The following is a 24583-nucleotide window of genomic DNA, read 5'->3' on the forward strand; positions in this document are numbered from 1 at the left end:
AGCGCGGTCTGCGCGGCCGGCATGCGCCCGAAAAAGATCAAAACAGGTGGAGCGTCCGAGTATGCGGCATGACGCTCCACGCCACATGCATGTGGCTGCGGCCTAGGGAGCGCTGTCGGGGTGTTCCGGTGCGTGCAGCCGCACGGCATAGACATAGTCCCCCAGGGCGGTGCGGCGGCTGAGCACCATGGCGGGCAGCGGCCCTTCGGGCAACTGGTCGAATGCATCGCTGTCCACGCAGAACTCGAACAGCCAGAAACGGGTGTCGGCCAGCTGCAGCTGGTGGTGGCAGCTGCGGCGGCCGGAGCCACGCTTTTTCTGAACCTGTGTGCTGCGGCTGGCTTCCTCACCGGTCCAGCGGGTCAGCAGCATAGGGGCCGTCATGGCCAGATCCAGCCACAGCACCAACAGAAAGAATCCCACACACAACGGGGCCATGGTCCAGCGCTTGACGGGGCTGTAGCTGAGCCAAGGGCCCGCAGGCGTCCACAGACCTAGCCGGAACCAGTACCACAGCAGACCGCATGCCGCGCTGGTGCACAGCACGGCCAGCAGCAAGGCGGTGCGCGACCAGCCGGAGGCGGGCACAAAGCTGCGCGAGAAAATGGGGATGAGGGCACTGAGCATCACCAGCAGGAACACACCGATCAGCCATCTCTGCCGCGTGGGGGTTCCGGGGGCCCAGAGTCCGTGTCTCATGCCAAAAATGCCTCTCTATGCTGTGCGCTACCAAGCAGATGCTATGGTTTTATTATCCAGCAGCCAAGGCCCAGACCCGGCGCTCGCCCGCCTGAACAGGGGGCGTGCGCCACTGAGGAATGGACCGAGTCGGAACAGCGGGGAAGCCGCAGCGGTGCACAGCCATGTCGGAAGGCGCTCAGGAACCTCGGTATGACCTGCGAGATCAGCATGACCTGCATGGGTGCATCAGATCACGATGCCGTGCTTGTCCATCAGTCGGTACAGCGTCATGCGCGATACGCCCAGATCGCGCGCCGCCTGGGTGATGTTGTGGCCGGCTTTGGTCAGCGTGCTCTGGATGATTTCACGCTCTGCCTGGGTGCGGGCATTTTCCAGGCCAATGCCCACCAGCGGTTCCGGGGTGGACAGGCCCAGATCGGCGGCACTGATCCAGCGGCTGTCGCTCATCACCACCGCGCGCTGCACGCGGTTGTACAGCTCCCGCACATTGCCGGGCCAGTCGTACGCCGCCATGGCGGCCAGTGCGTTCTGGGCAAACCCATGCAGGCGGGTGCTGCTGTGGCCACCGCACAGCGCAAAAAAATGCTGGGCCAGCACCACCACATCTTCCCTCCGTGCGCGCAGCGGTGGCACATCGATGGGCAGCACATTCAGGCGGTAGAACAGGTCTTCCCGAAAGCGCCCCTGGCTCACCGCATGCTGCAACTGCACATGGGTGGCGGCCACCACGCGGGCGTCCACCGCCACGCTGTTCAAGCCTCCCACGCGGTAGATGCTGCGTTCCTGCAGGAAGCGCAACAGATTGGCTTGCAGCTCCAGCGACAGATCACCGATCTCGTCCAGAAACAGGGTGCCGCCATGGGCCGCTTCGATCAGCCCCTGCTTGCGGGCCGTGGCTCCGGTGAAGGCCCCTTTTTCGTAGCCAAACAGTTCGGACTGGATCAAGGAGGGGGCAATGGCCGCGCAGTTCACCGCCACAAAGGGGGCGGTGCAGCGGTCGGAGCTGTCGTGGATGGCACGTGCTGCAAGCTCCTTGCCACTGCCGCTTTCGCCGCTGATCAGCACCGGTGCATGGTTGGCGGCCACCTTGCGCAGCTTGAGGCGCAGCTGTGCCAGCACGGCGCTGTGGCCGACCATTCCCAGCGTGGCTTCCCCGGCGGCGGGCGTGGATGGTGCTTGCAGGCTGCGCCGCAGCTCGCTGCGGCGGTACAGGTAGTCCAGCACGCGGGCCACTTCGGTCCAGTTGGGGGGCGTCAGCTGGTAGTCGAAAAAGCTCTCCAGCAGCAGGGTGCGCAACGCGGCCGATTCCAGTGCGCTGGCATCGCACAAGGCCACCCATTCCAGCGGCTGCAGGCGCTGGATGCTGGTGACGGCCGATTCCAGATGCGTCCAGGACAGCGGGCCATGCCCTGTGCTGCTGCCGGTGTGCGGGCCGAGCAGCAGCAGCCCCGCCTGGATGGGCTGCTGCGCCAGCGCCTGCCGGGCATCGGACGCATTGCTGACCCAGACAGCCTCCCATCCCAGATGGTGCAGTGCACACAGCAGCGGGGACGGGTCGGGCAGTCCCCAGGTCAGGGTAAGAACTTTTTTAACCTGCATGCTCCATCACTTAAAACGACATGGGCACGCGTACGCTCAGGGACAGGTCGGGGGTGTCGCGGGTCAGGCCTGCGCCCACCGATACATTGATCGTGGTGCGTGGGCTGTAGCGGTAGGAATAGCCCAGCAGCAGCGAGGCCAGCTGGATGCGCACGGCATTGGCCAGGGCTGTGCCGTTTTGCTTGGTGCGGCCCACGGTGTTCAGCTCCACCCCCAGGCTGAAGGACGAGCGATCATTGAGCGCCAGGCCCATGCCGAAGTTGATGCCCAGCACATCGCCGGGCTTGACCGAACCGATGTATTCCTTCTCGCCATTGAGCACGGTGCGCGAGACGCCGCTGCGCCCGAAGTTGTGCGTGTAGCTGACGCTGCCGAAGAACACGGCGGGGTCCGATGGCAGCAGCCAGGTCAGGCTGGTCTGCAGGGAGTTGAAGCCGGAGCCCGTGGGCAGCTCCAGCGGCATGCCGGTACCGGTGGTGTTGCCGATGCAGCGGGTGACGCAGTCGGTCACTACATCGAAGGGGTCTTTGCCGGTGCGGGTCTTGAAGCGCAGGCCGGCGATCAGATAGGGCTTGTTGGCCTGCGGTTCGTTCAACTGGTAGCGCAGTGCCAGTTCCACGTCGCCGATGGCGTTGCCACGGTTGCTGAACGCGCGTTCCGACGCGGAGCCGGTGAAGATTTCGCGGCTGATGGAGTCATCGCGCCGCGACACATAGGGGATGCGGATTTCGCCTTCCAGGCGCTTGGTCAGACCGAAGCGGCCCGTCAGCGCCATGGTCAGCGTATTGCGTTTGACTTCACGCACATCGACCAGGCCAATCAGCAGAGCGGGAATCACGGTATAGCCCACCAACGCCACCCGGTTGCTGGAGGAGTAGCCGTATTGGACCGAGGGCTCCAGCACGTAGTGGCCGGGTTGGGTCAGGATGCCGGGCTGCTCGAAGATCTGGGCCACCTGCAGCGGCGCTTCTGGCTCCGGTGGCGCAGTGCCCACCCGCACGGCGCGGCCCCCGGGATCGGGTGGTGCCATGCCGACGGCGGCGGTGGCGGCAGGTACCGCATTGGCTGCCGATGGCGACCGGTAACCGCCCTCGGCGACCGCGGTGGCGCCGCCTTGCTGGGCCTGCATCTGGCGCTGCAGCTCATCGTGCTGGGAAACTTGTGTGTCCAGTCGTTCGCGCAAGGCCTGGATTTCCTGTGCCTGTGCCTCCAGCCGTGACTGCAGCAACTGCACCTGCTGCGTCAGTGTCGGAGCACGTGTCGGTGCAGGCGCGCGGCTTTTGGTGGCACGTGGTTTGCTGAAGTTTTCAGACGTGGAGGATGCCGGTGCATCGGTGCTTTGTGCCAGGGTGTATCCCGGCGCCAGACTCAGCAGCGGCAGCAGACATGCCGCACCGTAGATGCGCGGTTTCAGCGCGGAATGCAGGCTCGGCATGGATTGTCTCCTCGGTACGCAATCGACTTGCTCGGATGCCTTGTGCAGCGGCCACCGCCTTTTCCGTCCAGGCATTTCGAAGGCAGTGTGGAAGACGTCCCGACAAGCGGCAAGCTGCCTGCTGCAAGCGAACGTAACGGGTGTTCAGGAAATCTTTGCATGCTGCACCGCGGTGTCGCAGCCGTGCAGCACCGGGGCCTGGCGAGGGCTCCTGAGAAGCGCAATTTCGGGCCCAGCGCAGGTCGGATGTCACATGCACGTGACGGTGTGGTTTATGTGATTTTCCTATCGATATGGCGTATCCATAAAGGGAAATGCATGGGCTGAATGCGGGCCGTGCGGGGTGCTGTGCCATGCCATTGGCATGCAGGAAAAGTCGGGTGGCTGGCATGCCATGTCACACCCATGTGACAGACCGGAACGGTGGTGCGCGCCCTTGTGGAAGGCTGTTGTGGGTGCGGGAATCTTCTACAACCAGAAACAAAAAAGATCGAACCTGCATCAGGCTATACAAGCAATTTCAGCGCAGTGAGTACTGGCATAGAAGCTGCTAAGCGACCTTCGATCTGCGCCTGCGCAAATCACTCCTAGTCGGTTTTCATTCCTTTTTCCCTATTTCGGAGGACGTATGCAAAAGACACTTATGGCCACTGCTGTGGCTGTGCTGCTGGGTGCCAGCGGCGCGGTCATGGCCAACACCACGGATCAGGATACGGTGCTGGGCAACAACACATCGAACAGCACGATGAATGAGGACTACTCCAGCACCACCAACACCGCAACCACCACCACCACCACGCGCACTCCAGACAACAGCATCAACAAGAACTCCGGCGCTGCCACCGCCAGTGCTGCGCGTTCTGTCGCGCTGAACAACGGCGCCACCGGCAACTTCAGCAACGCGTTCAATGTCACCACGGCCGTGGCCAGCAGCAACCTGACCGGCTATGTGTCCGGCAATGCCATCAGCAATATCGGCAACTGGGCGACCAATGCAGGCAATGCCAATGGCGGTACCGGCAACGGCGGCACAGGTGGTGCGGGCTCCGGAGGAACGGCAGCCGGTAACGGCCAGGGCGGCTCCGGCGGTACCGGCAACGGTGCGGTGGGTGCCACGGGCGGCAGTGCGTCCAACGGCAGCAGCTCCGCAGGCGCCGCCAACAACCAGGGTGCGAGAGCCGGCAACGGTGCTTCGGGCAATGGCGGCGGAGCAGGCGGCGCCAACAGCGGCGGTCCCGCTTCCACCACGACCACAGCCGGTGCTGGCGGCGGCGGTGCTGGCAGCAGCGCTGGCGCCACGGGTGGCAGCGGTGGCCTGTTGGGTACGGGTGGTGCGGCCGACAACTCCAGTGGTGCAGCATCGGGTGGCGCAGGCTCGGCCACGGCCGGTGGCGGCTCGCCCATCAGCACCGGTGGGGAAGGCACCCGTACTGCAGGCAGCGGTAGCGGTGGTGCCGGTGGCAGCGCCACCAATGGCAGTGCGACCTCGGGCAGTGCCAGCAATGGCTCGGCCACCGCAGGCAACGGCGGCAATGGCGGCAACGGCACGGGCGGCACAGGTGGTGCAGGCAGCGCCACCAACACCGCCCATGGCGGCACCGGCGGCACCGGCGCAGGCGGCTCCGGCGGCGCAGGCGGCACCAACCGCGTGAACGCCGGCACCTTCAGCATGGCCAACACCATGACCAGCGTCGGCCAGTCGGCCGCCGGCATCATGATCGCCAGCCAGAACAGCGGTCTGTCTTCCATGGTGCAGCAAAGTGTGAACGTCCAGGCCAATCTGGCCGTGGGTCGTTAACGCGCAGCGGCTGCAACCCCCTGAGATGGCCTGGCGGCCATTTCAGGGGCGTGTTGCGGCAGTTCGACACTCTGTCCCCAGTGAAAGGAGCCGCCATGTGGGTCTCGATTTCGCACCGGTGCTGGCCATGGGTCTGCAGCCTGCTGCTGTATGGAGTGACGGCATTGCCCGCAGGGGCAGAGCCTTTGGCGGTCGTGGGTGCGTCCGCCGCGGAGTCGGCGTTCGGCACGCCCGTGCCAGCCAGCCAGCTGGCCGATGCGCGCGGTGGATCTTTTCACACCGAAAACCAGATGACATTGACCGGGACCACCAGTGGCAACAGTGCCCAGAACGTGATCACCGGCAGCAACGCCATCGAAGCCGGTTCCTTCGATCAGATGACCGGCCTGCCGGTGGTGATCCAGAACTCGGGCGCCAATGTGCTGATCCAGAACGCCGTCATCGTCAATTTGCAAATGCAGTGAACCGCGCGCACTGCGCTTTCATTACCGGGGGAGCTTGCCATGCCCGCACCATCCTCGTTGTTCTTCCTGGCCATGCTGCGCGCGGGGCAGCAGGCGCCGGGTTTTCGCGGCTTCCGCCGGGGGCTGGGGCTGGCTTGCGGCCTGATTGCCGCAGGGACGGCGCAGGCGGCCGAGCCTGCCGTCGCTGCGCCTGCTGACGCCGGCCAGGGCTACGCCTACTTTGCATCGCTGGGCCAAGGCAGCGTGCGCCTGCCCATCACCAGTTTGCGGGATGGCCGCCTGGCCCGCACACTGATCCAGCAGTACGACTTCAGCTGTGGCTCGGCGGCCCTGGCCACCTTGCTGACCCACCATTACGGCATGGCCACCACCGAGCAGGCGGTGTTCGAGTACATGTTTGCGACGGGAGACCAGGCCAAGATTCAGAAGGAAGGCTTTTCGCTGCTGGACATGAAGCGCTATCTGGCGCAATGGGGCATGCAGGCCGATGGCTTTGCCCTGGGGCTGGAAAAGCTGGCCGAAGCGCGTACGCCGGCCATTGTGCTGATCAATGAAAACGGCTACCAGCACTTCGTGGTGGTCAAGGGGCTGGAAAAAGACCGTGTGCTGCTGGGCGACCCCGCCCAGGGGACGCGCGCCATGTCGCGCACGCAGTTTGACGCCGTGTGGCCCAGTCGCCTGCTGTTCGTGATCCACAACCGGATCGGCCAGGGTCAGTTCAATCTGGCGCAGGACTGGCAGGTGGCGCCGCGCAGTCCGCTGGCGCAGGGCCTCAGCCGCGACAGCCTGAGCGCCATCACCTTGCCCAAGCATGGCGTGGGAGACTTCTGATGTCCCTCCAACACCTTCCTGCATGGTGCGTGGCCAGCTTGGTGCTGGCGGCGGCCGCACCTGCGCTGCCGGCCCAGGAAATTCCGGAAACCACGGTGCGGGCATCTGCCGGGCCCTCCAGGGCGGGAGAGCAGATCTGGCACACGGTGCCCGACGCGCAGCTGGAACGCATGCGGGGCGGTTTCGATGTGGGCGGCGGGCTGATGGTCTCGCTGGGCATCCAGCAAGCCACCTACATCAACGGCCAGCTGGTGACCCAGACCGCGATCTCGCTGACCCAGCTGAACCAGCTCACCTCCGCCCAGGCCGCCACCTTGCGCGAGCGGTTGAATACCTTGACGGTGGTGCAAAACGGCCCTGGTAACCGTTTTGGCGCGATCCAGAGCCCGGCCGATGGCAGTGCGCTGGTCAGCCAGATTGCTGGAGCGGGAGCGGGGACGGTGATCCAGAACAGCCTGAGCGGCCAGCGCATCCAGCAGCTGACCACCATCGATGCGAGCTCCAACGGCATGGGGTTGCTGCGTGCTGGCCAGTGGCAGCAGACGCTGCGTGACAGCATGGGGGCAGTGGGCGGCATGCGCTGAGGGTACTGATGGCACCGGAGCTGCGCGCGCCCGGTGCTGGCCGGGTCCGTGCCATGTACAAGGTCCTGCCTTCCTGCCCGCAAGCCGCGTCTGGCATCAGGTCCGCAGGCAGGCCAGGGGGTATCGCTACGCCTGCTCGGCGTTGCCGCTCGCCACCGGTGTGCACAGCTCCACCAGCGTGCCGTCCGGACAGCGCACATAGGACACGGTCTGCCCCCAGGGCTTGGCTGTGGGCGGCGACAGTTCAGCGGCACCTGCGGTCAGGGCCTGTGCATGGGCGCCCGCCACATCGGCCGTGACCAGCGCAATTTCAAACCCCAGGGGCTGAGGGGACGAGTGGGCTGCCACATGGCCGCCCGGGAAGTTGCTGTCCCCGAGCGCATGGGCGGCAAAGGCCAGGGTGGTGGCGCCGGTGTCCAGCTCGCCATAGGTGCCGGAATCGTGCACAAAGCGCAGGCGCAGGCCGAAGGCCCGCTGCCAGAAATCGAGTGAGGTGGCCACATCGGGCACGTAGATGATGGTGTATCCCAGCTGCATGGTGTGTTCCTGCATGGTGTGGTCGTTGTGCCCCGGTTCAGTGGGGGCCGAATGCCACATGGTAGGCGACCTCGCCCGATGCCTTGCTGTTCCCGAAAGCCAGCACCTGGAAGTAGGGCGCGGGGACGCCGGAAAAAACGCACTCTGCACGGTGGGCAAAGCCAAAGCGGCCGTAGTAGGCAGGCTCTCCCAGCACCACGCAGCCGGCAGCACCCCGGGCACGCAGCAGCTCCAGCCCTTGCTGCACCAGGGCAGAGCCTACTCCCTGGCCTTGGTGCCGGGGCGCGACCGCGATCGGTCCCATGCCGTACCAGCCCGCACTGCCGTCCGAAAAAGTGACCGGCGAAAAGGCCGCATGACCGATCATCTGCCCATTCTGCTCTGCCACCAGCGACAGCGTGAGCGCCCCCGCCGCGCGCAGGCGCGCAATGATCAGGTGCTCGGTCTGGTCGCTGTGCGGGTGGTGCTGGAACGCGGCACGGGTGATGCGGTCGATGGCGTCCACATCAGCGGCAGTTTCGGAGCGGATGGAAAAACGGGGCATGGCAAAACGCAAGGCAATGAATGCGGTGGAGCGTGGCAGAGAACCAAGCGTGCATTGTGCCGCCCAGCAGGGGGCGGCGGCTCAGAGAAAGCCGATCCAGCGGCCCGCCAGCACCATGGCCAGCCACAGCAGCAACGACAGGGCTGCACGGCAGCGCACCGCCGCGGAGGGCGCCGCAGCGTGCTGCGCGCGGGCCGACCAGCCGACCGCCCCATGCTGCCAGGCGATATTGCCCAGGGCCAGCACCAGCAAGGCCAGCTTGCATTGGAAAGCGGTGTTGAAGGCGTAATCCACCGGGCGCACGCTGAACAGCCACAGACCGGTCAGCAGCGCCAGCGCCAGGCCCAGGGCGGCCATGGGCTGCAATACCGGCCGCAATGCAGCCAAGGGCACCTGGCGCCACAGCCCCAGCAGGCGCAGATCCAGCGGCACGATGGCGCCCACCAGCAAGCCCAGGCCCAGGATGTGGGCGGCATTCATCCACAGATAGGCCGTGCCAGATGCCTGCAGCCAGCGTGCGCCAGGCCACAGGGACAGCGCCTCCAGGACCTGCAGCAATGCCGGGGGCATGGGGGCTCAGTCCTGGATGCGCTCGGGGTACATGTCGTAGTTTTTACCCCCTACGGTGATGCGCACGGCTTTCATGTGCAGTGCCTGGGCATCCTTGCTGCGGTTGCCGCGCACGGTGATGGCGTCGCCGACCTGTGCCGTGTTGCCGGTAAAACCCGAGCGCTCGGTCTGCGACGGATTGCCCAGGTCCACCTGCCAGCGCCCGCCATCGGCTGCCTGGACGGTCAGCACAGGGTGGGGCGGCGCCATGGAAATGCGTGCAATCTGGCCTTGCAGCGTCATCTGTTCGCCTTCGGCCCAGGACCAGCCATGGTGTGCCTGGGCCGTGACTGTGCCCAGCAGCAGCGCAGTGGCCGCGGCCAGGCGGGACAGGGGCTGCAGGTGGCGCTGCGGTCCGGTGTCGTGGGGCAATGGGGTCATCGGAGCCTCCTTGCAGACGGTAGGGTGAGCGAGCGGGGGCACGGACTGCGCCGTGCGGGGGATGGGTCAGCTTGCGTGCATTTCCTCCGCCTCACACAAGGCCTTGAGCCGTTGCAGCGCGCGCGGGTAGGTGTCGTGCATGTATTGCACATAGTCGGCCACGGTGTCCACTTCCACCCGCAACTCGGTGCCGCCGGCAGGCAGATCACGCAGGTGGAAGTTCTCGTAGGCCGGAGCCCAGGCCAGTACCTGGGGACTGTGCGTGTCGTCCACACCCTGGCGGATCTCGCCCAGATGGCGGATGGACAGCAGGGTGCCTTCGCGCCGCTCGGCAATTTCGGAGGTCATGCCGTCGCCGCTGGGCGCCAGGAAACGGATTCTGGCGCCTTGCTCCCATGAACCTTCGTAGGTGGAGCCTTCGCAGAAGGCGGACGTCCAGTCGCGGTAGCCGTCTGGTGACTGCATGGTCAGCCACACCCTGCTGCGCGGGGCGGCGATGGTCACCGCAAAGTACAGGCGTTGTGTCATGGCAGCGGTCCTCCGGTTTGCAGGATGGCTCCATGGTAGAGCGCCTGCGGCACCGGCACATCCCTCATGCCTGCTGGCGGTACGGGTTTGCTGCAGTGCGGCGCCATGCTGGAAAACCATGTGCAGACATTCCCGCAGGCCAGCCCCAGAGGCCCTGGTGACAGGGCCGTGCGCCCGAATAATGGCTGCCGCACTTTTTCCTTTCACATCTGGCGGAGGCGACATGGCGGTGGACTTTGCAACGGGAATACGGGGGAGCTACGGTGGTGGGCTGGTGGTGACGGCCATGGGCCTGCTGCTGGCAGGTTGCGGCACGGCGCCGCCGCAGTTGCCGGCCCAGCCGCTGGCATGCAGCGCCTTGCAAGGCAAGCAGGTGCCGGCCGGGCAGATCGGCTTGGCCACCCAGGGCGCGCAGGTCACCCAGGCGCAGGAGGTGGCAGCAGCCGGGGAGGGCGCTGCCGCCGTGGGGGCCTATTGCAAGCTGCTGGTGGACATCCGTCCGGTGGACCCGGCGGCCCCCATGATCAAGGCGCAGTTCAATCTGCCGCAGCAATGGAACGGCAAGGCGTTGATGGGCGGCGGCGGCGGGTACAACGGCACCATCCCCAGCATGACAGGCAACTACGCGGCCGGACCGGCGCGCACGCCGGTGCCGCTGGCCCAGGGCTATGCCACTTTTTCCAGCGATTCCGGTCACCAGGCCGGGGCCACCACCAGCCGCGACGGCAGCTTCGGCACCAACGACGAGGCGGTGCGCAACTTCAGCGGCGATGCCCTGAAGAAGACCCGCGATGTGGCGGCCCAGCTCATTGGCTGGCACTACGGCAAGCTGCCTGCGCGCTGGTATTTCGTGGGCGGCTCCACCGGCGGGCGTGAAGCCCTGGCCGTGGCACAGCGCTGGCCCAAGGATTTTGATGGCGTGATCGCCTGGTACCCGGCCTGGAACGCTGCGGCACTGGATTTGCAGTTTGGCCGTATCACCCGCGCCCTGGCCCAGCCCGGGGCCTATCCCAGTCAGGCACAGCGTGCGCAGCTCTTGCGTGCTGCGCTCCAGACCTGCGACAAGCTCGACGGGGTCGAGGATGGCGTGGTGTCCAACGTGGCCGCCTGCAACCGCCAGTTCGACCCGGCCACCGCCCTGGTGGATGGCAAGCCGCTGCGTTGTGAAGGCGGGCGCGCTGCGGGCGACCACTGCCTGGCCGATGCGCAGATCGCGGCGCTGAAGGTGATGGACAGCCCCATCACCTTCAGCCGTCCGCTGGGCAGCGGCGAGACACAGTATCCCGGCTTCAACCTCTGGGGGGCCGATCTGGGCCTGGCGCGTGGCACGCCGCAAGCGCCCTCCATCACGCTGCTGGCGCTGGGTACCGGCCAGCCTGGCAGTCCGATGCCGCTGACGGCGCCCTATCACAGCGTGTTCTGGGACCAGTGGGTGCGCTTCTTCGTCACGCGCGATGCGCAGTTCAACAGCCTGACGCTGGATCCGCAGGCCCCCGGCCCGTGGCAGGCGCGCATCGATGCCTTGACCCGGCTGCAGGACATCAACCGCACGGACCTGTCCGCCTTCCGCGCACGCGGTGGCAAGCTGCTGATGGCACACGGCACGGCCGATGTGCTGGTCAGCACCCGGGCCACGCAGCAGTACTACCAGCGCATGGTGCAGAGCATGGGCCGGGCGGCGGTGCGCGACTTTGCCCGCTACTACGAGGTGCCGGGGTATGGCCACGCGGTCAGCGGGATCTACAATGCCGCATGGGACAGTCTGGCGGTGCTGGATGCCTGGGTCGCACAGGGCCAGGCCCCGCAGGCGCAGGTGGTGGAAGACACCGTGGGGCTGCCGGGCCGCACCCGTCCGCTGTGCGAATACCCCGGTTGGCCACGCTACAACGGCAGCGGCGATGTGAACACCGCCGCCAACTTTCGCTGCGTGAGCGAATAGGCACTTCTCCCACCTCCGCACCACCTCCGGCGACGGTGGTGCGGGCCCGGCCATCAGCCTTTGCGGAACACCAGCGTGCGGTTGTTGGCCGGCATGGCATGGTCCTGCACCAGCTCCAGCCCATGGAGGCTGCCCAGTGCCTGCAGGGCTTCCTGGTCGCGGATGCCGCTGGCGGCGTCGCGCTGGCGCAGCCAGGCATCGAAAGCGCGGTTGCTGTCGCTGGTGAACTGGCCGCCGTAGTTGAACGGGCCATAGACGGCGAACACGCCGCCCGTGGGGAGATGGGCGCCCACCAGCGCGAACATGCGCTCCACCAGCGGCCAGGCCACGATGTGGCAGGTGTTGCTGGTGAACACCGCGTCGAATGCACCGTCGGCTGTCTGCGGCCAGGAGCTGCTGTGCAGATCAAAGGCCAGCGGCGCACGCAGATTGGCGGCGGGCTGGGTGGCATGCCAGGCAAGGATGCCCGCATGGTGCTCGGGCAGGTCGCTGGTCTGCCACACCAGCTGCGGCAGGCGGGGAGCCATGTACACGCTGTGCTGACCGGTGCCCGAGCCGATTTCCAGCACCTGCCGCCGATCGGCAAAGGCCTGCTCCAGCACCGCCAGAATGGGCGCCTGGTTGTTGGCGCAGGCCTGGGAGAAAGGGCGCTCGGCGGGCGTGTCGGGGTGGGGAGTGAACGGATGCATGCGGGAGAGAGAGGCGGGGTGTCGGGAAGAGACATTGTCCGTGCCAAAACGCCTGGGCGACCGATGGCCCTATGACGCTGTGGCCCTGTCGTCCTGCCGCATAAGTGTGCCGGGGCCGTATACAGATGCAGTGCATGGAGCGCGCACGACCGGTTTCCTGTCCGCGTATCCAAGCGGACATGGCTGCAGTCCTGGCTGCGACGGGCCATGCCATGGCCGCAGCAGAGCCCTGGCAGCCTTCAGCCGCCGCGCACCATCTGCAGGATCTTGGCGGTGTTCAGCCCGCGTGCGGTTTCCTGCATCTGGGGCAGGTAATGTGCCTGCAGCTGGCGGCCATCGCGCATCACATGCTGGTAGGCGCTCTTCAGCATCTCGGTGCTCAGGGTGCGGCCGCCGGCGTAATACTGGTTGGACACATGGCCCAGGGCGTAGGTGCTGGCAAAGCTCATGCCGCTGCTCACGGCCTGTTTGCCCAGGCTGCCGAAGATGCCTTTGCCGGCCTTGCCCAGCAGGCCGCCCAGCAGCTTGCGACCGGCCTCTTCCAGGTACTGCGAGGTCAGACCCACGCCCAGCGCCGCCAGCAGGTCCTTGATGTGGCCCTTGTCCAGCTCGTAGCCGTAGCTCTGGCCTATCTGGTAGACCAGCCGCATCTGCAGCGGAATGATGGCCAGGGTCGACAGGTTTTCCGGCAGCAACTCGATGGCGCCGTTCAGGATGGCGGCTTTCAGAATCTTGCTGTCCATCTCGGTGGCGGACAGGTTCCCGGGACGGCGCTGTGCCGCCGAACACAGCGGGTCTACCGCCGTGGGGTGGGGCACCGGTTCCTGCGAGGGCAGGGTGTCCACGTCAGGCAGTTGTGCATTCAGCGGGGCGTCCGCCACGGACTGGGCCTGGCTGTCGAAGCTGCTGGCGGCACCCGCATAGCCGGCCACTGCGGTGGCTGCATTGCTGGCGTTGCCGGTGCCGCTGGCGCCCATGCCCCATGCCTGGCGCAGCTGGGCCAGAAAGTCCTGCTCCTTGGCGCTGGTGTGGCCATCGGCCTCGCACACGCAGACCGCCATTTCATAGGCCAACTGGCGCGCTTCGGGGGTGGAGAGCTGGGCCAGCACAGCGGGCAGCTGCACACGGCGCAGCAGCACATCCTGGTACAGGCCGGGCAGGTTCACCTGCTGGTCACCGGCCAGACCTTCGGCCACCTGGCGGATCTGTTCGCGCTCGCGATCGTGCTTCTCGCCATCGGCGAAGGATGCCAGAAGGCAGATGGTCAGGGTGGCGCGAATGTCTTCAGAGGTCATGGTGTTCCCAGGTAGGTGAAGGGGTCCAGATGGGAGTGCTGCGCAGGCAGCTGGTTCCGTGCACGCCAAGGCGCTGTCTGAAAAGACAGCTGCCTGTGCACGTGCAAGGCATGGGAGCGGCCTGTTGGTGATGAATTCTGGTGGGCCGTGGCGACCAAGGTCGGATCCGTAGATGCTGCCGCTGGTCGCCGTTCAAATCAGTTTACGTGCGCAGCAGGCAGTTTGAAAAGCGCATGCAGATATTCAGTCCCTACCGCTGGGTATCTGTGCGGCCACTTCGGCCTGCCAGCGGTCCAGGTTCTGTTCGTTGGCGGGGACCACCACGGCCTGCAAGGCTGCGGCCACTTCCGCACTGTCAAACACCTGCTCCCAGTCCACACGGGTGCCGGGCTGACCGTCAGTCCTTTGCTCTGTCAGCGTGATGGTCAGGCGGAAATGCGGGTGGTTCAGGTGGCGGATGACCACGCGCTCGGGGGCGTCCACGGTCTCGAACACCGATTCGTTGGCGTAGTGCCTGCCGTCCGGCCCGTGCATGGTGAAGCGCCACATGCCACCGCTCTCGACCTCGCATTCGGCAAAGGTGTTGTGGAACCCGGCTGGTCCCCACCAGCGGGCCAACCGGACGGGATCGGCCAGGGCGGCAAACACGGTGTCGGGCGCAGCGGCAAAGTGCCGGTGGGTGTGAAAGCGGGTCATATCGCACTCCTGGTGGCGGGCGAGACTGCGGCCATGGCCGCGCTGCGCGCAGGGGATGGCCCTATGGGAGCACCGCCGGGGCCAATCGGCAAGAGGTGGCCCATTTCCAGCAGGGTTTTCTGACTGTCCTGAGTCCGACGGTCGGCGAAGCCCGCAAGCCTGGGCCTGCCGTCAGGCTTCGGCCTCGGCCTGTGCAGGAGTGTGGTCGGCAGGGCACCACTCCGTTCCAGGCAGGACATCCATCAGCAGGAACTGGCCGGGCTGGCTCTGGTGGCGGTCGATCTGCGGCACCAGACGCTGGAAATGCTCGGTGGCGCAGTGTGTGTCCAGCGCCGCGCGGTCGGGCCAGGTTTCGATGAAGGTGAAATGCCCCGGATCCTTCTGGTCTACAAACAACTCGTAGGACAGGCACAGCGGCTCCTGCCTGGTTTTCTCCACCAGCTCGCGGTACAGCGGCAGCACGGTGGCAATGTGTTCCGGGCGGATGAAGTCTTGGGCAATCACTTTGAGCATGGGGCGGGGTTCCTGGTGGGGCGGGGAGCGCATTGGCGGTGGCAGCGTGCTGCGCCATGCCCTCCTACATGCTGCTGAAGCTATCACACCCGGGTGGGCACGCTGGAGGGCCTTCAGCGATGCGGCAAGGGGACCGGCCACCATGCCATGCGGAGCAGAAGTCTCTATGTGCCAGCCTCAGCGGGGGCCGCCTGCCTGCAGCCGCCATCGCTACCACCACAGCATCAGCACCGCTATGGCGGGCCACCACGTCCCCGGTTCCAGTGCTGTACCCACAAAAAGGCCCACTGTCGGTCAGCGGGCCGGTGGTGCCAGCGCGGTCAGTGCATCTGCTCATGGAGCGGTGGCGGGGCTTCGGTGCCCAGCTGGCGCTTGTTGCATTTGCTCTGCTGCTGGCTGTATTTGGCCTCGTGCAAGGGCTGTCCCATCTGCAAAGGCCAGGGGGACTGGCTGGGCAGCTGCTCCGGGCGCAAACCGGTCATTGCAGCGGCTTCCGTCCCTGCCAGGGTGCTAGCGCTGTTGCTGGGGTTGCTGCTTGGAGGGTTGCCCGGGCTGCTGTTGCCCGGGAGATTGCTGCTGTTGCTGCTTCTCCTTGGGCTGGCCCGGTTGTTGGCCGGGTTGTTGCGGCTGCTGGTTCACTTGGTTCTGCGGGTTGTGCTGCTGTTGCATGGCAAAAAGCTCCTTCAGTGGTGAACGACAGGCCGGGGTGGCCTGTCTGACAGATCGGGGCGAGCTGTCTGGTGCCACCTTCGCCGCATTTGGAAGCCACTTTGTAAGCGTGGGGCTTACATGTTTTCCCTTGGGCCCCCGAGGGGGAACTGGCGCTGTGCTCTGTCCCCGAATGGAACGTTTTTTTACGCAATCACACAATGATGTCGTTCAAGGTGGAGGCAAGGAGGTTTTTCATGCCCTTGCATCTGTCTGCCGCTGCGCCCGCCATGCCCAACCCGCACATCCCGAACGAGCCCCTGCTACCGCCGGATCCGGACAAGGTTCCGGGCCGTCCCGAGCCCGTGGCGCCGCCTGCACCGATTGACCCACTGGTCACCGCGCCGCCGATCCGGTTGCCGCCGCAGCCGGTGCCTCCATCGCCATCAACCAGCCAAGGAGCACGCCATGCCACGCGGTGACAAGTCGGCCTATACCGACAAGCAAAAGCGCCAGGCCCGCCACATCGAGGAAAGCTACGAGGAACGCGGTGTGGATCCTGACAAGGCGGCCGAAATTGCCTGGGCCACGGTGAACAAGGAAACCGGCGGTGGCAAGCTGTCGGGCTCCGGCCGGGGCCACCCGGTGGACCGCGTCTCTGCCCGCAAGGGCGGGCGCATCGGCGGTGCCGCATCCGCGGCGCGCACGCCCGAAGAGCGGTCGGCTTCGGCCAGGAAGGCGGCGGCAACGCGCAAGCGCAATGCCGAGGCCAAACGGGCCGCTTCGGCCAAATAGCGCGATCCAAGTCGCTCAAGCGCCGCATCAGGGCCGCATCAGGGCCGCATCAGGGCCGCATCAGGGCCGCAGAATGCGCATTCCCCATGTCATCTGGCTGAGGGTTTCCGCATTTCTCCCGTGAAGAGATGGCGGGCGATTTTTTCGGGTGGACGAGACCGTTGAAAGGTGTGGGCGGGCACCCAATAAAAAACCGCCCGAAGGCGGTTCTTTATGCAGGCAGCAGCGGGGCGGTTACGCACCGGCCACTTCAATGCCCTTGAATTCGCCGGTGGCAATCTTTTCCTTCCAGACTGCAGGGCCGGTGATGTGGGCGCTGGTGCCGCCGGCATCCACGGCCACCGTGACGGGCATGTCGACCACGTCGAATTCGTAGATGGCTTCCATGCCCAGGTCTTCAAAGCCCACCACCTTGGCGTGCTTGATGGCCTTGGAGACCAGGTAGGCGGCGCCGCCCACGGCCATCAGGTAAGCGCTCTTGTGCTTCTTGATGGCTTCGATGGCCACGGGGCCGCGCTCGGACTTGCCGATCATCGAGATCAGGCCGGTCTGCGACAGCATCATCTCGGTGAACTTGTCCATGCGGGTGGCGGTGGTGGGGCCTGCCGGGCCGACCACTTCGTCGCGCACGGGGTCCACGGGGCCGACGTAGTAGATCACGCGGTTGGTGAAGTCCACGGGCAGCTTTTCGCCCTTGGCCAGCATGTCCTGGATGCGCTTGTGCGCGGCGTCACGGCCGGTGAGCATCTTGCCGTTGAGCAAGATGGTGTCGCCGGGCTTCCAGCTGGCGACTTCTTCCTTGGTCAGGGTGTTCAGGTCCACGCGCTTGGACTTGTTGTAGTCGGGTGCCCAGTCGATCTTGGGCCAGCTGTCCAGCGAAGGCGCGTCCAGGTACACCGGGCCGGAGCCGTCCATCACGAAGTGGGCGTGGCGGGTGGCAGCGCAGTTCGGGATCATAGCCACGGGCTTGGAGGCCGCGTGCGTGGGGTACATATTGATCTTGACGTCCAGCACCGTGGTCAGGCCGCCCAGGCCTTGGGCGCCGATGCCCAGGGCATTGATCTTTTCGAACAGCTCCAGACGCAGCTTTTCCACGTCATCCAGCTCTGCACCGCTGGCAGCCTTGGCCTGCAGCTCGTACATGTTCAGGTCTTCCATCAGGCTTTCCTTGGCCAGCAAGACGGCTTTTTCTGCCGTGCCGCCAATGCCGATGCCGATCATGCCGGGAGGGCACCAGCCTGCGCCCATGGTGGGGATGGTCTTGAGCACCCATTCCACCAGGTCGTCGCTGGGGTTCATCATGATCATCTTGGACTTGTTCTCGGAGCCGCCGCCCTTGGCGGCCACGGTCACGTCCACCTTGTCGCCGGGCACGATCTGCACATTGATCACGGCGGGGGTGTTGTCCTTGGTGTTCTTGCGCTTGAAGTGGGGGTCGGCCACCACGGACGCACGCAGCGTGTTGTCGGGGTGGTTGTAGCCACGGCGCACGCCTTCGTTGATGGCGTCTTCCAGGCCCATGGTGAAGCCTTCCCACTTGACGTCCATGCCCACCTTCAGGAACACGTTGACGATGCCGGTGTCCTGGCAGATGGGGCGCTGGCCGGTGGCGGCCATCTTGGAGTTGGTCAGGATCTGTGCCATCGCATCCTTGGCCGCAGGGCTTTGCTCACGCTCGTAGGCGCGGGCCAGATGCTGGATGAAATCCGGCGTGTGGTAGTAGCTGATGTACTGGAGGGCACCTGCGATCGAGTCGATCAGGTCCTGCTGGCGGATGGAGGTCGTCATCGTGAAGCTTCTCTGTTATGGGTGCGCAGGGGCTGCGCTCGGAAAACCTGCTGATTATCCGCGCTAAGCCCTCGGGCTGTAGGCCAAAGCCGACAAGTCTTATAGAGGACTTGGGGCGCGCCGCAGCTTACTGCAAGCCGCTGTCCGGGTGCTGACCATGGGGTTCTGGGGACTTTCAAAAACCATAGCTTCTTTCGCGCTTGCATATTGGGAAAGAAACCGATCCGACCACCTGTGCAGGATGGAGGTGCCCGATGTGCTGCGGTGCGGTACACCATGCCGATGAGAATGGCTGTCATTGCCTGGGTTAGCATGGCGGTCTGCTTTTTTGCTGGCATGCATGCGCAGGCCAGTGTGTTTTGCGGCCAACCGTAGCCAGATCGCCTCCAGCCAGCTGCGCCGCCTTGTTTGCCTTCAAGGAGTCCCAAAATGACAAGCACTTCCACCTCCGGCCAGGCCACGCGCCAGGAAAAAGACACCTTCGGCCCCATCGACGTTCCGGCCGACAGGCTCTGGGGGGCCCAGACCCAGCGTTCGCTGCAGAACTTCGACATCAGCGGCGAACAGCAGCCGCGCGAGATCATTGCCGCGCTGGCGCAGGTGAAGAAGGCATCGGCCACGGTGAACCATGCCCTGGGTCTGCTGGATGCCAAGAAGTCCCAGGCCATCAACGTCGCCGCCGATGAGGTGCTGGCCGGCCAGCACCCGGGCGAATTCCCGCTGGTGGTGTGGCAGACCGGCTCGGGCACGCAGACCAATATGAACGTCAACGAGGTGCTGGCCAACCGCGCCAGCGAGCTGCTGGGCGGCGAGCGTGGCGAGTCGCGCCTGGTGCACCCGAATGACGACGTGAACAAAAGCCAGTCCAGCAACGACGTCTATCCCACGGCCATGCATGTGGCGGCGGTCACTGCCATCGAGCAGAAGCTGCTGCCGGCCATTGCCAAGCTGCGCACCACACTGCAGGCCAAGAGCGAGGCGTTTGCCGACATCGTGAAGATCGGCCGTACCCATCTGCAGGACGCCACGCCGCTGACGCTGGGCCAGGAGATCTCCGGTTGGGTGGCCCAGCTGGCTCACAGCGAAAAGCATGTGCGCGCCGCGCTGCCCCATCTGTACGAGCTGGCGCTGGGCGGCACGGCTGTGGGCACGGGCCTGAATGCGCCCAAGGGCTATGCCGAAGGGGTGGCGGCCGAGCTGGCCAAGCTGACCGGCTACCCGTTCGTCACCTCGCCCAACAAGTTCGAATCGCTGGCATCGTGCGACGGGCTGGTGCACGCCCATGGCGCGCTCAAGACTTTGGCCGCCAGCATGGTGAAGATTGCCAACGATGTGCGCTGGCTGGCCAGCGGCCCCCGCAGCGGCCTGGGCGAACTGTCGATTCCCGAGAACGAACCGGGCTCCTCGATCATGCCCGGCAAGGTCAACCCCACGCAGTCCGAAGCCGTGACCATGCTGGGCGCCCAGGTGTTCGGCAACGATGTGGCCATCAACTTTGGCGGTGCCAGCGGCAACTTCGAGCTGAACGTGTTTCGCCCGCTGGTGGCGCACAACTTCCTGCAGAGCGTGCGCCTGCTGGCCGATGGCATGGTCAGCTTCAATGACCACTGCGCCGTGGGGATCGAGCCCAACCGCGAACGCATTGCCGAGCTGGTCAGCCGCTCTCTGATGCTGGTGACGGCACTCAATACCCATATCGGCTACGACAAGGCGGCCTACATCGCCAAGAAGGCGCACAAAGAGGGTTCGAGCCTGCGCGACGCTGCCATTGCCAGCGGCCATGTGACGGCCGAGCAGTTTGACCAGTGGGTGGTGGCCAAGGACATGGTGGGCAATCTGTAAGCCTGTTTCGGTCCCTGTGCTTTCGGTCTGGTGTTCCCAGGCCGTAAATTCCGTACCCCGCTGCCGTTGGGGTTGCAGGTGCCGGGCAGCTCAGGGGGTTGCAGTCTGCTCCCCAGCTGGAAGCCGATGGCTTCCAGTGTGTGGTTTCGCACAGGATGCTGCGTATGCGAAGCGGGCGCAGCCACTGGAGTGCGTTGTGGGCACCTTGACCAGCAGACCTGCCAGCGCCATGAAAAAAAGCACCCTGCAGGGTGCTTTTTTGTGGACGGTACGTGCGGTGGTGCCGGCTGCTTACATGCCCAGCGATTTGAGCAGGGCCTCGGTATCGGCGTCGGTGGAAGAAGGCGTCGTGGCGGTCGCAGCAGCCGTGGCGGCGGAGGCACCGGCGGCGGCAGGACTGGCTGCAGGCGCGCCGGCTGCGGCCATGATGGCATCGGCGTCGATCTCGGCTTCGGGCACAAAGTCGCGCAGGGTGATGAATTCGGTGCGGTCCACCGCCAGCTCCAGATAGAAGATGTTGTTGGCGGCGGTGTAGAAGGTGACGCGGCGCGCCTCGGGGTTGTCGAGGTTGGCGTCCACGCTCAGCTGCACCTGCTTGTTCAGCACCAGCATCTTGGGCTGGTTCTGGGTGATGTGGGTCTGCAGCTCGCGGCGCACCTTGCCGGTGAAGTCACCCACCACCTGGTTCATCAGCTCGCCCATCACGTTGCTGACTTCGTCCGAGGTGTAGCTGGTGGCCAGGTCGCTTTCGGACAGGCCCATGTTCAGCAGGTAGTTGCGGTACAGCTCCATGGCCGACGCGGCGGACAGGTTGATGATGACCAGACCGGAGAAGCCGCCGTCAAACAGCACAAAGCAGCCGATGTCGGGCTTGAGGTAGGTCTTCTGGATACGCTGCACCACGCCGGAGTATTGCACCTGGCTGTTAGTGGCCACGTTCAGCACGCGGGTGACGGAATTGCACAGGCTGAGCAACAGCTCCTCGGTGCCTTGGACGACGTTGGGATTCTCTTGGCTCATGGGGGTGCCTGTTCAGGAAATAGCACGATTATGGATGCAACAGTTGGTCACAAGTGTGTTGGACCGTGCGGCAGCGCGATCGTGCAGCCAGCGGCCCGGTCCGAACCGCATGGCAAGGCGGGTGGTGCCGCACTGCGGCAGCGCGCGGCCATGGGCGTTGCCCGGCTGCGCCGGGTGTTCCGCAGCATTGTCGGCGCGCTATTTTTTGAGTAGCTTTTCGGCCAATAACCGTGCGTGCAACAAGCCCAAAGGCGTTGAATGCATGACTGCCCGCAAGGGGTATTGGCGCTGCAGTTTCGCCCTGCCTGGCCAGGGGCTCTGCTAACGTGCGGGCATGAAGTACATGTACAACCATGGACAGGAGGCATCCATGTCGCATTCCCTGTGGCGCGTGGCCGGCTGTGTGCTGGCTGTGGCCAGTCTGGCGGGCTGTTCCACCGTCTCGCAAAAATGGTCGCAATGGCGCGGCACTAGCAGCACCCCGGCTGCGGCGCAGCAGCCCGGCGTTCTGCAGCCCAGCACGGAAACGGGCCGCTGGCAGGGCGTCTACAGCTATGAAGCCGACAGTGGCCGATTCCTGGACTGCAAGACCGGGCAGACCGTGCCGGTGCTGATGGAGGGCGATAACGCGCTGCTGGAGAATGCCTATATGGCGTCGCGCAATGGTCCCAACACCGCCATGCTGGCCAGTGTGGATGGCCGCATCGTCGAACGCCCCTCTGCCGATCCGGTGATGGCCCAGCAGGGCAAGAAAGAGCTGGCGCTGCGCGTGGAGCGTTTTGTGTCGCTGTCCAGCGCCACGTCCTGCGCCGGGGACAAGGCCAAGAACCTGGGTGTGCCCGTACCGGTGGCGGCAGCCGCTGCGGCCGGGCAGGGTGGAGCCAAGCCCGCCGCGGCAGAGCAGGCCACGGTGTCGCTGGACAATACCTACTGGAAGCTGCTGACCTTGAACGGCAAGGCCGTGCCCCGCCTGGACAAGGAAGCGCACATCATCCTGCAGCAGCAAGGCCGGCTGGTGGGCTCGGGCGGCTGCAACCGCCTGATGGGCCGCTGGAAGCAGGACGGCCAGCAGCTGCAGTTCGGTCAGGTGGCCGGCACCCGCATGGCCTGCAAGGGCGCGGCGTCCAGCACCGAATCGGCCATGCTGAAAATGCTGGGCCAGGTGGCCAGCTGGCGCATCCACGGTGACCAACTGGAATTGCTGGATGCCAAGGGCAAGCTGCTGGCGCAGCTGCAGGCCGTGGCCTTGCGCTGAGGCACAGCGGTCAACACACCACCATCCATGCAAAGCGGCCCCGCAGGGGCCGCTTTTTTATGCTCGTTTCTTTTTTTGGTGCAGCGCAGTTGCCCGGAACTGCGTTTATTCCGGCAGATTGCCCAGCGGGCGGCCCAGGTACTTTTCCGAGATGGCGTTCAGCGTGCCATCGGCCTTGGCGGTGCGCAGGATCACGTTCACCTGGTCCAGCAGGGCGGTGTTGCCCTTGGCCACGCCGATGAAGCAGGGCACATCGGTCAGCAGCAGCTTGTATTCGGCACCCAGCTTGGGGTTGCGCTGCATGGTCAGCCCGGCCACGGCCGCACTGTGGGCCAGCACCTGGCTCTGGCCGGTCACGAACGAGGCGATGGTGGCGGTGTCGTCCTCAAAGCGCTTGATCTGTGCACCGGCAGGGGCCAGCTTGGTCAGCGCATCGTCCTGGAGCGAGCCGCGCGTGACCGACACGGTCTTGCCGGCCAGATCGCCAAACTGCTTGATCGCCAGGCTCTTGTTGGCATACAGGCCCGAGAAGAACGGGGCGTAGGAGATGGTGAAGTCCACCACTTTCTCGCGCTCGGGGTTCTTGCCCATGGAGGAGATGATCAGGTCCACCTTGCCGGCCTGCAGCGCGGGAATGCGTGCAGGCGAGGTGACGGTGACGATGTTGAGCTTGACGCCCAGCTGCTTGGCGATCAGCTCGGCCGTGGCCACGTCCGAGCCCTGGGGCTTCATGCTGGCGTCGATATAGCCATAGGGTGGGTAATCGGTCTGGATGCCGACGTTCAGGACTTTGTGGGCCTGGATGTCGGCCAGCGTGGCGGCCTGGGCGGTCAGACCGCAGAGGCTGGACAGGCCCAGGGCGGCCAGAGAAGACAACAGGGTGCGGCGGGGCAGGAAATGCAACATGAAAAGCTCCGGGGAGTGAAACCAATGCCCGGTGCTGCATCGTGGTGCAGGCGACCGGGTCCACCGGCAGTGAATGCATAGACCGTGCCCGCTCGCACAAAAAACCGGCCGCAGGGGCCGGTGGATGGATGTGCGCCATGTGCAGGCGCTTGCTGTGCGGACTTCAGCGGGCCGCGTCGCGTGCCTGCTGCAGCCAGCCGTCGAACTGCTTTTGGTGCGCCTTGATCCAGCCTGTGGTGTGGCGCTCGATGTCGGCTGCCTTGCCTTGCCCCTGGCTCATCATGTAGTTCTGGGCATTGATGTCGGCCACGGACAGCTGCATCACGGCAAACAGCTTGGCAGCGGCGGGGTTCTTTTCCGCCCAGGCCTTGTTGGCCACGATCTGCTGGTTGTTGGCGATGAAGCCGTAGTTCTTGCCATTGGCCAGCTTGGTGTCGGTGCCGGCCTGCTCACCGGGCATGGCCGAGAAAGGCACTTGCAGCCAGACCACGTCCTTGCCGGGCTTGAGCACATTGCTCACCCAGTACGGTGTCCAGGTGTAGTAGAGGATGGGCTTGCCGGCCTTGTAGCGGGTGATGGTGTCGGCCATCAGCGCGGCGTAGGTGCCCTGCTTGTGCGTGACCGTGTCGCGCAGCTTGTAGGCGGAAAGCTGGTGTTCGATCATGGCCTCGCAGCCCCAGCCGGGGGTGCAGCCGGTCAGGTCGGCCTTGCCGTCACCGTCGGTGTCGAACAGCTTGGCAATCTCTGGGTCCTTGAGCTGGCCCAGGTTGGTGATCTGGTGGGCGTCGGCCGTCTTCTTGTCGATCAGGTAGCCCTGGGCGGCGTTGGCCGAGAACACGCCCTGGCGGTAGAGCTTGGCGTCACCACCGGCATTCTTGTAGTAGTCGGCATGCAGAGGGTTCCAGTGGTTGGCCATGAAGGTGGCGTCGCCATTGGCCAGGGCGATATGGGCCGTGGGGTATTCCACTTCCTTCACGGGCTGCACGTCATAGCCCAGTTGTTCCAGGGCTTTGATGACCAGCAGGGTCTGGAAGGTTTCTTCGGCGATGGAGCTTTTCAGCGGCTGGACTTTCACGCCCTTGCCGGGCAGGTCGGCGCTGTCGGCCGCCAGGGCCATGCTGCCAGCCATGGCCATGCCTGCGGCCACGGCGCAGGCACGTTGCCAGGCCGAGCGGGGGGCGTTGG

27 protein-coding genes are annotated in these 24583 nt (G+C 65.4%); 9 read left to right on the forward strand and 18 right to left on the reverse strand.

The features are described from left to right. Nucleotides 1-102 precede the first annotated feature (102 nt). From KW830_RS17370 to KW830_RS17380, 3 genes are all read right to left on the reverse strand, one after another. Nucleotides 103-699, reverse strand: a complete 597-nt coding sequence (locus KW830_RS17370; protein ID WP_218333861.1) for a hypothetical protein — start codon at nt 697-699, stop codon at nt 103-105. A gap of 228 nt (nt 700-927) precedes the next feature. Further along, nucleotides 928-2301: a sigma-54-dependent Fis family transcriptional regulator gene (locus tag KW830_RS17375; protein WP_218333862.1), complete on the reverse strand. Its 1374-nt coding sequence runs from the start codon at nt 2299-2301 to the stop codon at nt 928-930. 10 nt (nt 2302-2311) lie between these two features. Next, nucleotides 2312-3736, reverse strand: a complete 1425-nt coding sequence (locus tag KW830_RS17380) for an acetate kinase (RefSeq protein ID WP_218333863.1) — start codon at nt 3734-3736, stop codon at nt 2312-2314. Between the two features lie 628 nt (nt 3737-4364). On the opposite strand from KW830_RS17380, the gene KW830_RS17385 reads away from it, so the two are divergent. From KW830_RS17385 to KW830_RS17400, 4 genes are all read left to right on the forward strand, one after another. Next, entirely contained in the window at nt 4365-5534 is a 1170-nt protein-coding gene (locus KW830_RS17385; protein ID WP_083520395.1) for a hypothetical protein, read from the forward strand. 95 nt (nt 5535-5629) lie between these two features. Then, nucleotides 5630-5998: a hypothetical protein gene (locus tag KW830_RS17390; protein WP_225608562.1), complete on the forward strand. Its 369-nt coding sequence runs from the start codon at nt 5630-5632 to the stop codon at nt 5996-5998. Nucleotides 5999-6070: 72 nt separating this feature from the next. After that, nucleotides 6071-6829 (forward strand): C39 family peptidase, encoded by a 759-nt coding sequence (locus KW830_RS17395; protein WP_083520415.1) that lies wholly within the window; start codon nt 6071-6073, stop codon nt 6827-6829. Next, nucleotides 6829-7413 (forward strand): hypothetical protein, encoded by a 585-nt coding sequence (locus tag KW830_RS17400; RefSeq protein WP_218333864.1) that lies wholly within the window; start codon nt 6829-6831, stop codon nt 7411-7413. Before KW830_RS17395 ends, KW830_RS17400 begins: the two co-directional genes overlap by 1 nt. A gap of 126 nt (nt 7414-7539) precedes the next feature. Here KW830_RS17400 and KW830_RS17405 read toward each other — a convergent pair whose 3' ends face one another. From KW830_RS17405 to KW830_RS17425, 5 genes are all read right to left on the reverse strand, one after another. After that, the gene (locus tag KW830_RS17405) at nt 7540-7950 is read right to left on the reverse strand and encodes a VOC family protein (RefSeq protein ID WP_218333865.1); all 411 of its coding nucleotides are present in this window, start codon (nt 7948-7950) and stop codon (nt 7540-7542) included. A gap of 37 nt (nt 7951-7987) precedes the next feature. After that, nucleotides 7988-8494: a GNAT family N-acetyltransferase gene (locus tag KW830_RS17410; protein ID WP_218333866.1), complete on the reverse strand. Its 507-nt coding sequence runs from the start codon at nt 8492-8494 to the stop codon at nt 7988-7990. A gap of 81 nt (nt 8495-8575) precedes the next feature. Then, entirely contained in the window at nt 8576-9064 is a 489-nt protein-coding gene (locus tag KW830_RS17415; protein ID WP_218333867.1) for a DUF2214 domain-containing protein, read from the reverse strand. Between the two features lie 6 nt (nt 9065-9070). Continuing rightward, nucleotides 9071-9484 (reverse strand): DUF6152 family protein, encoded by a 414-nt coding sequence (locus tag KW830_RS17420; protein WP_255578749.1) that lies wholly within the window; start codon nt 9482-9484, stop codon nt 9071-9073. A gap of 66 nt (nt 9485-9550) precedes the next feature. Continuing rightward, complete coding sequence (locus KW830_RS17425) at nt 9551-10012, reverse strand: SRPBCC domain-containing protein (RefSeq protein WP_218333868.1); 462 nt, start codon at nt 10010-10012, stop codon at nt 9551-9553. Between the two features lie 223 nt (nt 10013-10235). Between KW830_RS17425 and KW830_RS17430 the strand changes: the two genes are divergently transcribed. Beyond that, complete coding sequence (locus tag KW830_RS17430; protein ID WP_218333869.1) at nt 10236-11951, forward strand: tannase/feruloyl esterase family alpha/beta hydrolase; 1716 nt, start codon at nt 10236-10238, stop codon at nt 11949-11951. 53 nt (nt 11952-12004) lie between these two features. Here KW830_RS17430 and KW830_RS17435 read toward each other — a convergent pair whose 3' ends face one another. The 6 genes from KW830_RS17435 to KW830_RS17460 all read right to left on the reverse strand — a co-directional run bounded on the left by KW830_RS17435 (nt 12005) and on the right by KW830_RS17460 (nt 15813). Continuing rightward, a complete protein-coding gene (locus KW830_RS17435; RefSeq protein ID WP_192332982.1) occupies nt 12005-12640 on the reverse strand; it encodes a DUF938 domain-containing protein in 636 nt (211 codons plus the stop codon). Nucleotides 12641-12879: 239 nt separating this feature from the next. Continuing rightward, complete coding sequence (locus tag KW830_RS17440; RefSeq protein WP_218333870.1) at nt 12880-13935, reverse strand: TerB family tellurite resistance protein; 1056 nt, start codon at nt 13933-13935, stop codon at nt 12880-12882. 243 nt (nt 13936-14178) lie between these two features. Continuing rightward, nucleotides 14179-14631: an SRPBCC domain-containing protein gene (locus KW830_RS17445; protein WP_218333871.1), complete on the reverse strand. Its 453-nt coding sequence runs from the start codon at nt 14629-14631 to the stop codon at nt 14179-14181. Nucleotides 14632-14802: 171 nt separating this feature from the next. Further along, entirely contained in the window at nt 14803-15144 is a 342-nt protein-coding gene (locus KW830_RS17450; RefSeq protein WP_066536200.1) for a putative quinol monooxygenase, read from the reverse strand. Between the two features lie 320 nt (nt 15145-15464). Next, complete coding sequence (locus KW830_RS17455) at nt 15465-15626, reverse strand: hypothetical protein (RefSeq protein ID WP_172591833.1); 162 nt, start codon at nt 15624-15626, stop codon at nt 15465-15467. A 28-nt stretch (nt 15627-15654) separates the two neighbouring features. Next, entirely contained in the window at nt 15655-15813 is a 159-nt protein-coding gene (locus KW830_RS17460; protein ID WP_083520394.1) for a transcription initiation factor TFIID subunit D10, read from the reverse strand. Between the two features lie 236 nt (nt 15814-16049). Between KW830_RS17460 and KW830_RS17465 the strand changes: the two genes are divergently transcribed. Beyond that, entirely contained in the window at nt 16050-16274 is a 225-nt protein-coding gene (locus KW830_RS17465; protein ID WP_083520414.1) for a hypothetical protein, read from the forward strand. Further along, nucleotides 16261-16587 carry a plasmid stabilization protein gene (locus tag KW830_RS17470; protein WP_218333872.1) on the forward strand — a complete coding sequence of 109 codons (327 nt, stop codon included), beginning with the start codon at nt 16261-16263 and terminating at the stop codon, nt 16585-16587. The genes KW830_RS17465 and KW830_RS17470 overlap by 14 nt, the downstream gene beginning before the upstream one ends. 234 nt (nt 16588-16821) lie before the next feature. On the opposite strand, the gene KW830_RS17475 is transcribed toward KW830_RS17470, so the two are convergent. Then, entirely contained in the window at nt 16822-18375 is a 1554-nt protein-coding gene (locus KW830_RS17475; RefSeq protein ID WP_066535540.1) for a fumarate hydratase, read from the reverse strand. A gap of 429 nt (nt 18376-18804) precedes the next feature. Between KW830_RS17475 and fumC the strand changes: the two genes are divergently transcribed. Then, nucleotides 18805-20217 carry a class II fumarate hydratase gene (fumC, locus tag KW830_RS17480; RefSeq protein ID WP_218333873.1) on the forward strand — a complete coding sequence of 471 codons (1413 nt, stop codon included), beginning with the start codon at nt 18805-18807 and terminating at the stop codon, nt 20215-20217. 291 nt (nt 20218-20508) lie between these two features. On the opposite strand, the gene KW830_RS17485 is transcribed toward fumC, so the two are convergent. Further along, the gene (locus KW830_RS17485) at nt 20509-21237 is read right to left on the reverse strand and encodes a DUF3334 family protein (protein ID WP_066535537.1); all 729 of its coding nucleotides are present in this window, start codon (nt 21235-21237) and stop codon (nt 20509-20511) included. A 370-nt stretch (nt 21238-21607) separates the two neighbouring features. On the opposite strand from KW830_RS17485, the gene KW830_RS17490 reads away from it, so the two are divergent. After that, a complete protein-coding gene (locus KW830_RS17490; protein WP_218333874.1) occupies nt 21608-22492 on the forward strand; it encodes an META domain-containing protein in 885 nt (294 codons plus the stop codon). A 105-nt stretch (nt 22493-22597) separates the two neighbouring features. Here the strand turns inward: KW830_RS17490 and KW830_RS17495 are convergent, their stop codons facing one another. Beyond that, complete coding sequence (locus KW830_RS17495; protein WP_066535531.1) at nt 22598-23398, reverse strand: transporter substrate-binding domain-containing protein; 801 nt, start codon at nt 23396-23398, stop codon at nt 22598-22600. A 163-nt stretch (nt 23399-23561) separates the two neighbouring features. Then, entirely contained in the window at nt 23562-24533 is a 972-nt protein-coding gene (gene proX / locus KW830_RS17500; RefSeq protein WP_225608601.1) for a glycine betaine/L-proline ABC transporter substrate-binding protein ProX, read from the reverse strand. Nucleotides 24534-24583 lie beyond the last annotated feature (50 nt).

Source organism: Comamonas sp. CMM03 (assembly GCF_019218715.1).
GTDB lineage: Bacteria > Pseudomonadota > Gammaproteobacteria > Burkholderiales > Burkholderiaceae_C > Comamonas > Comamonas terrigena.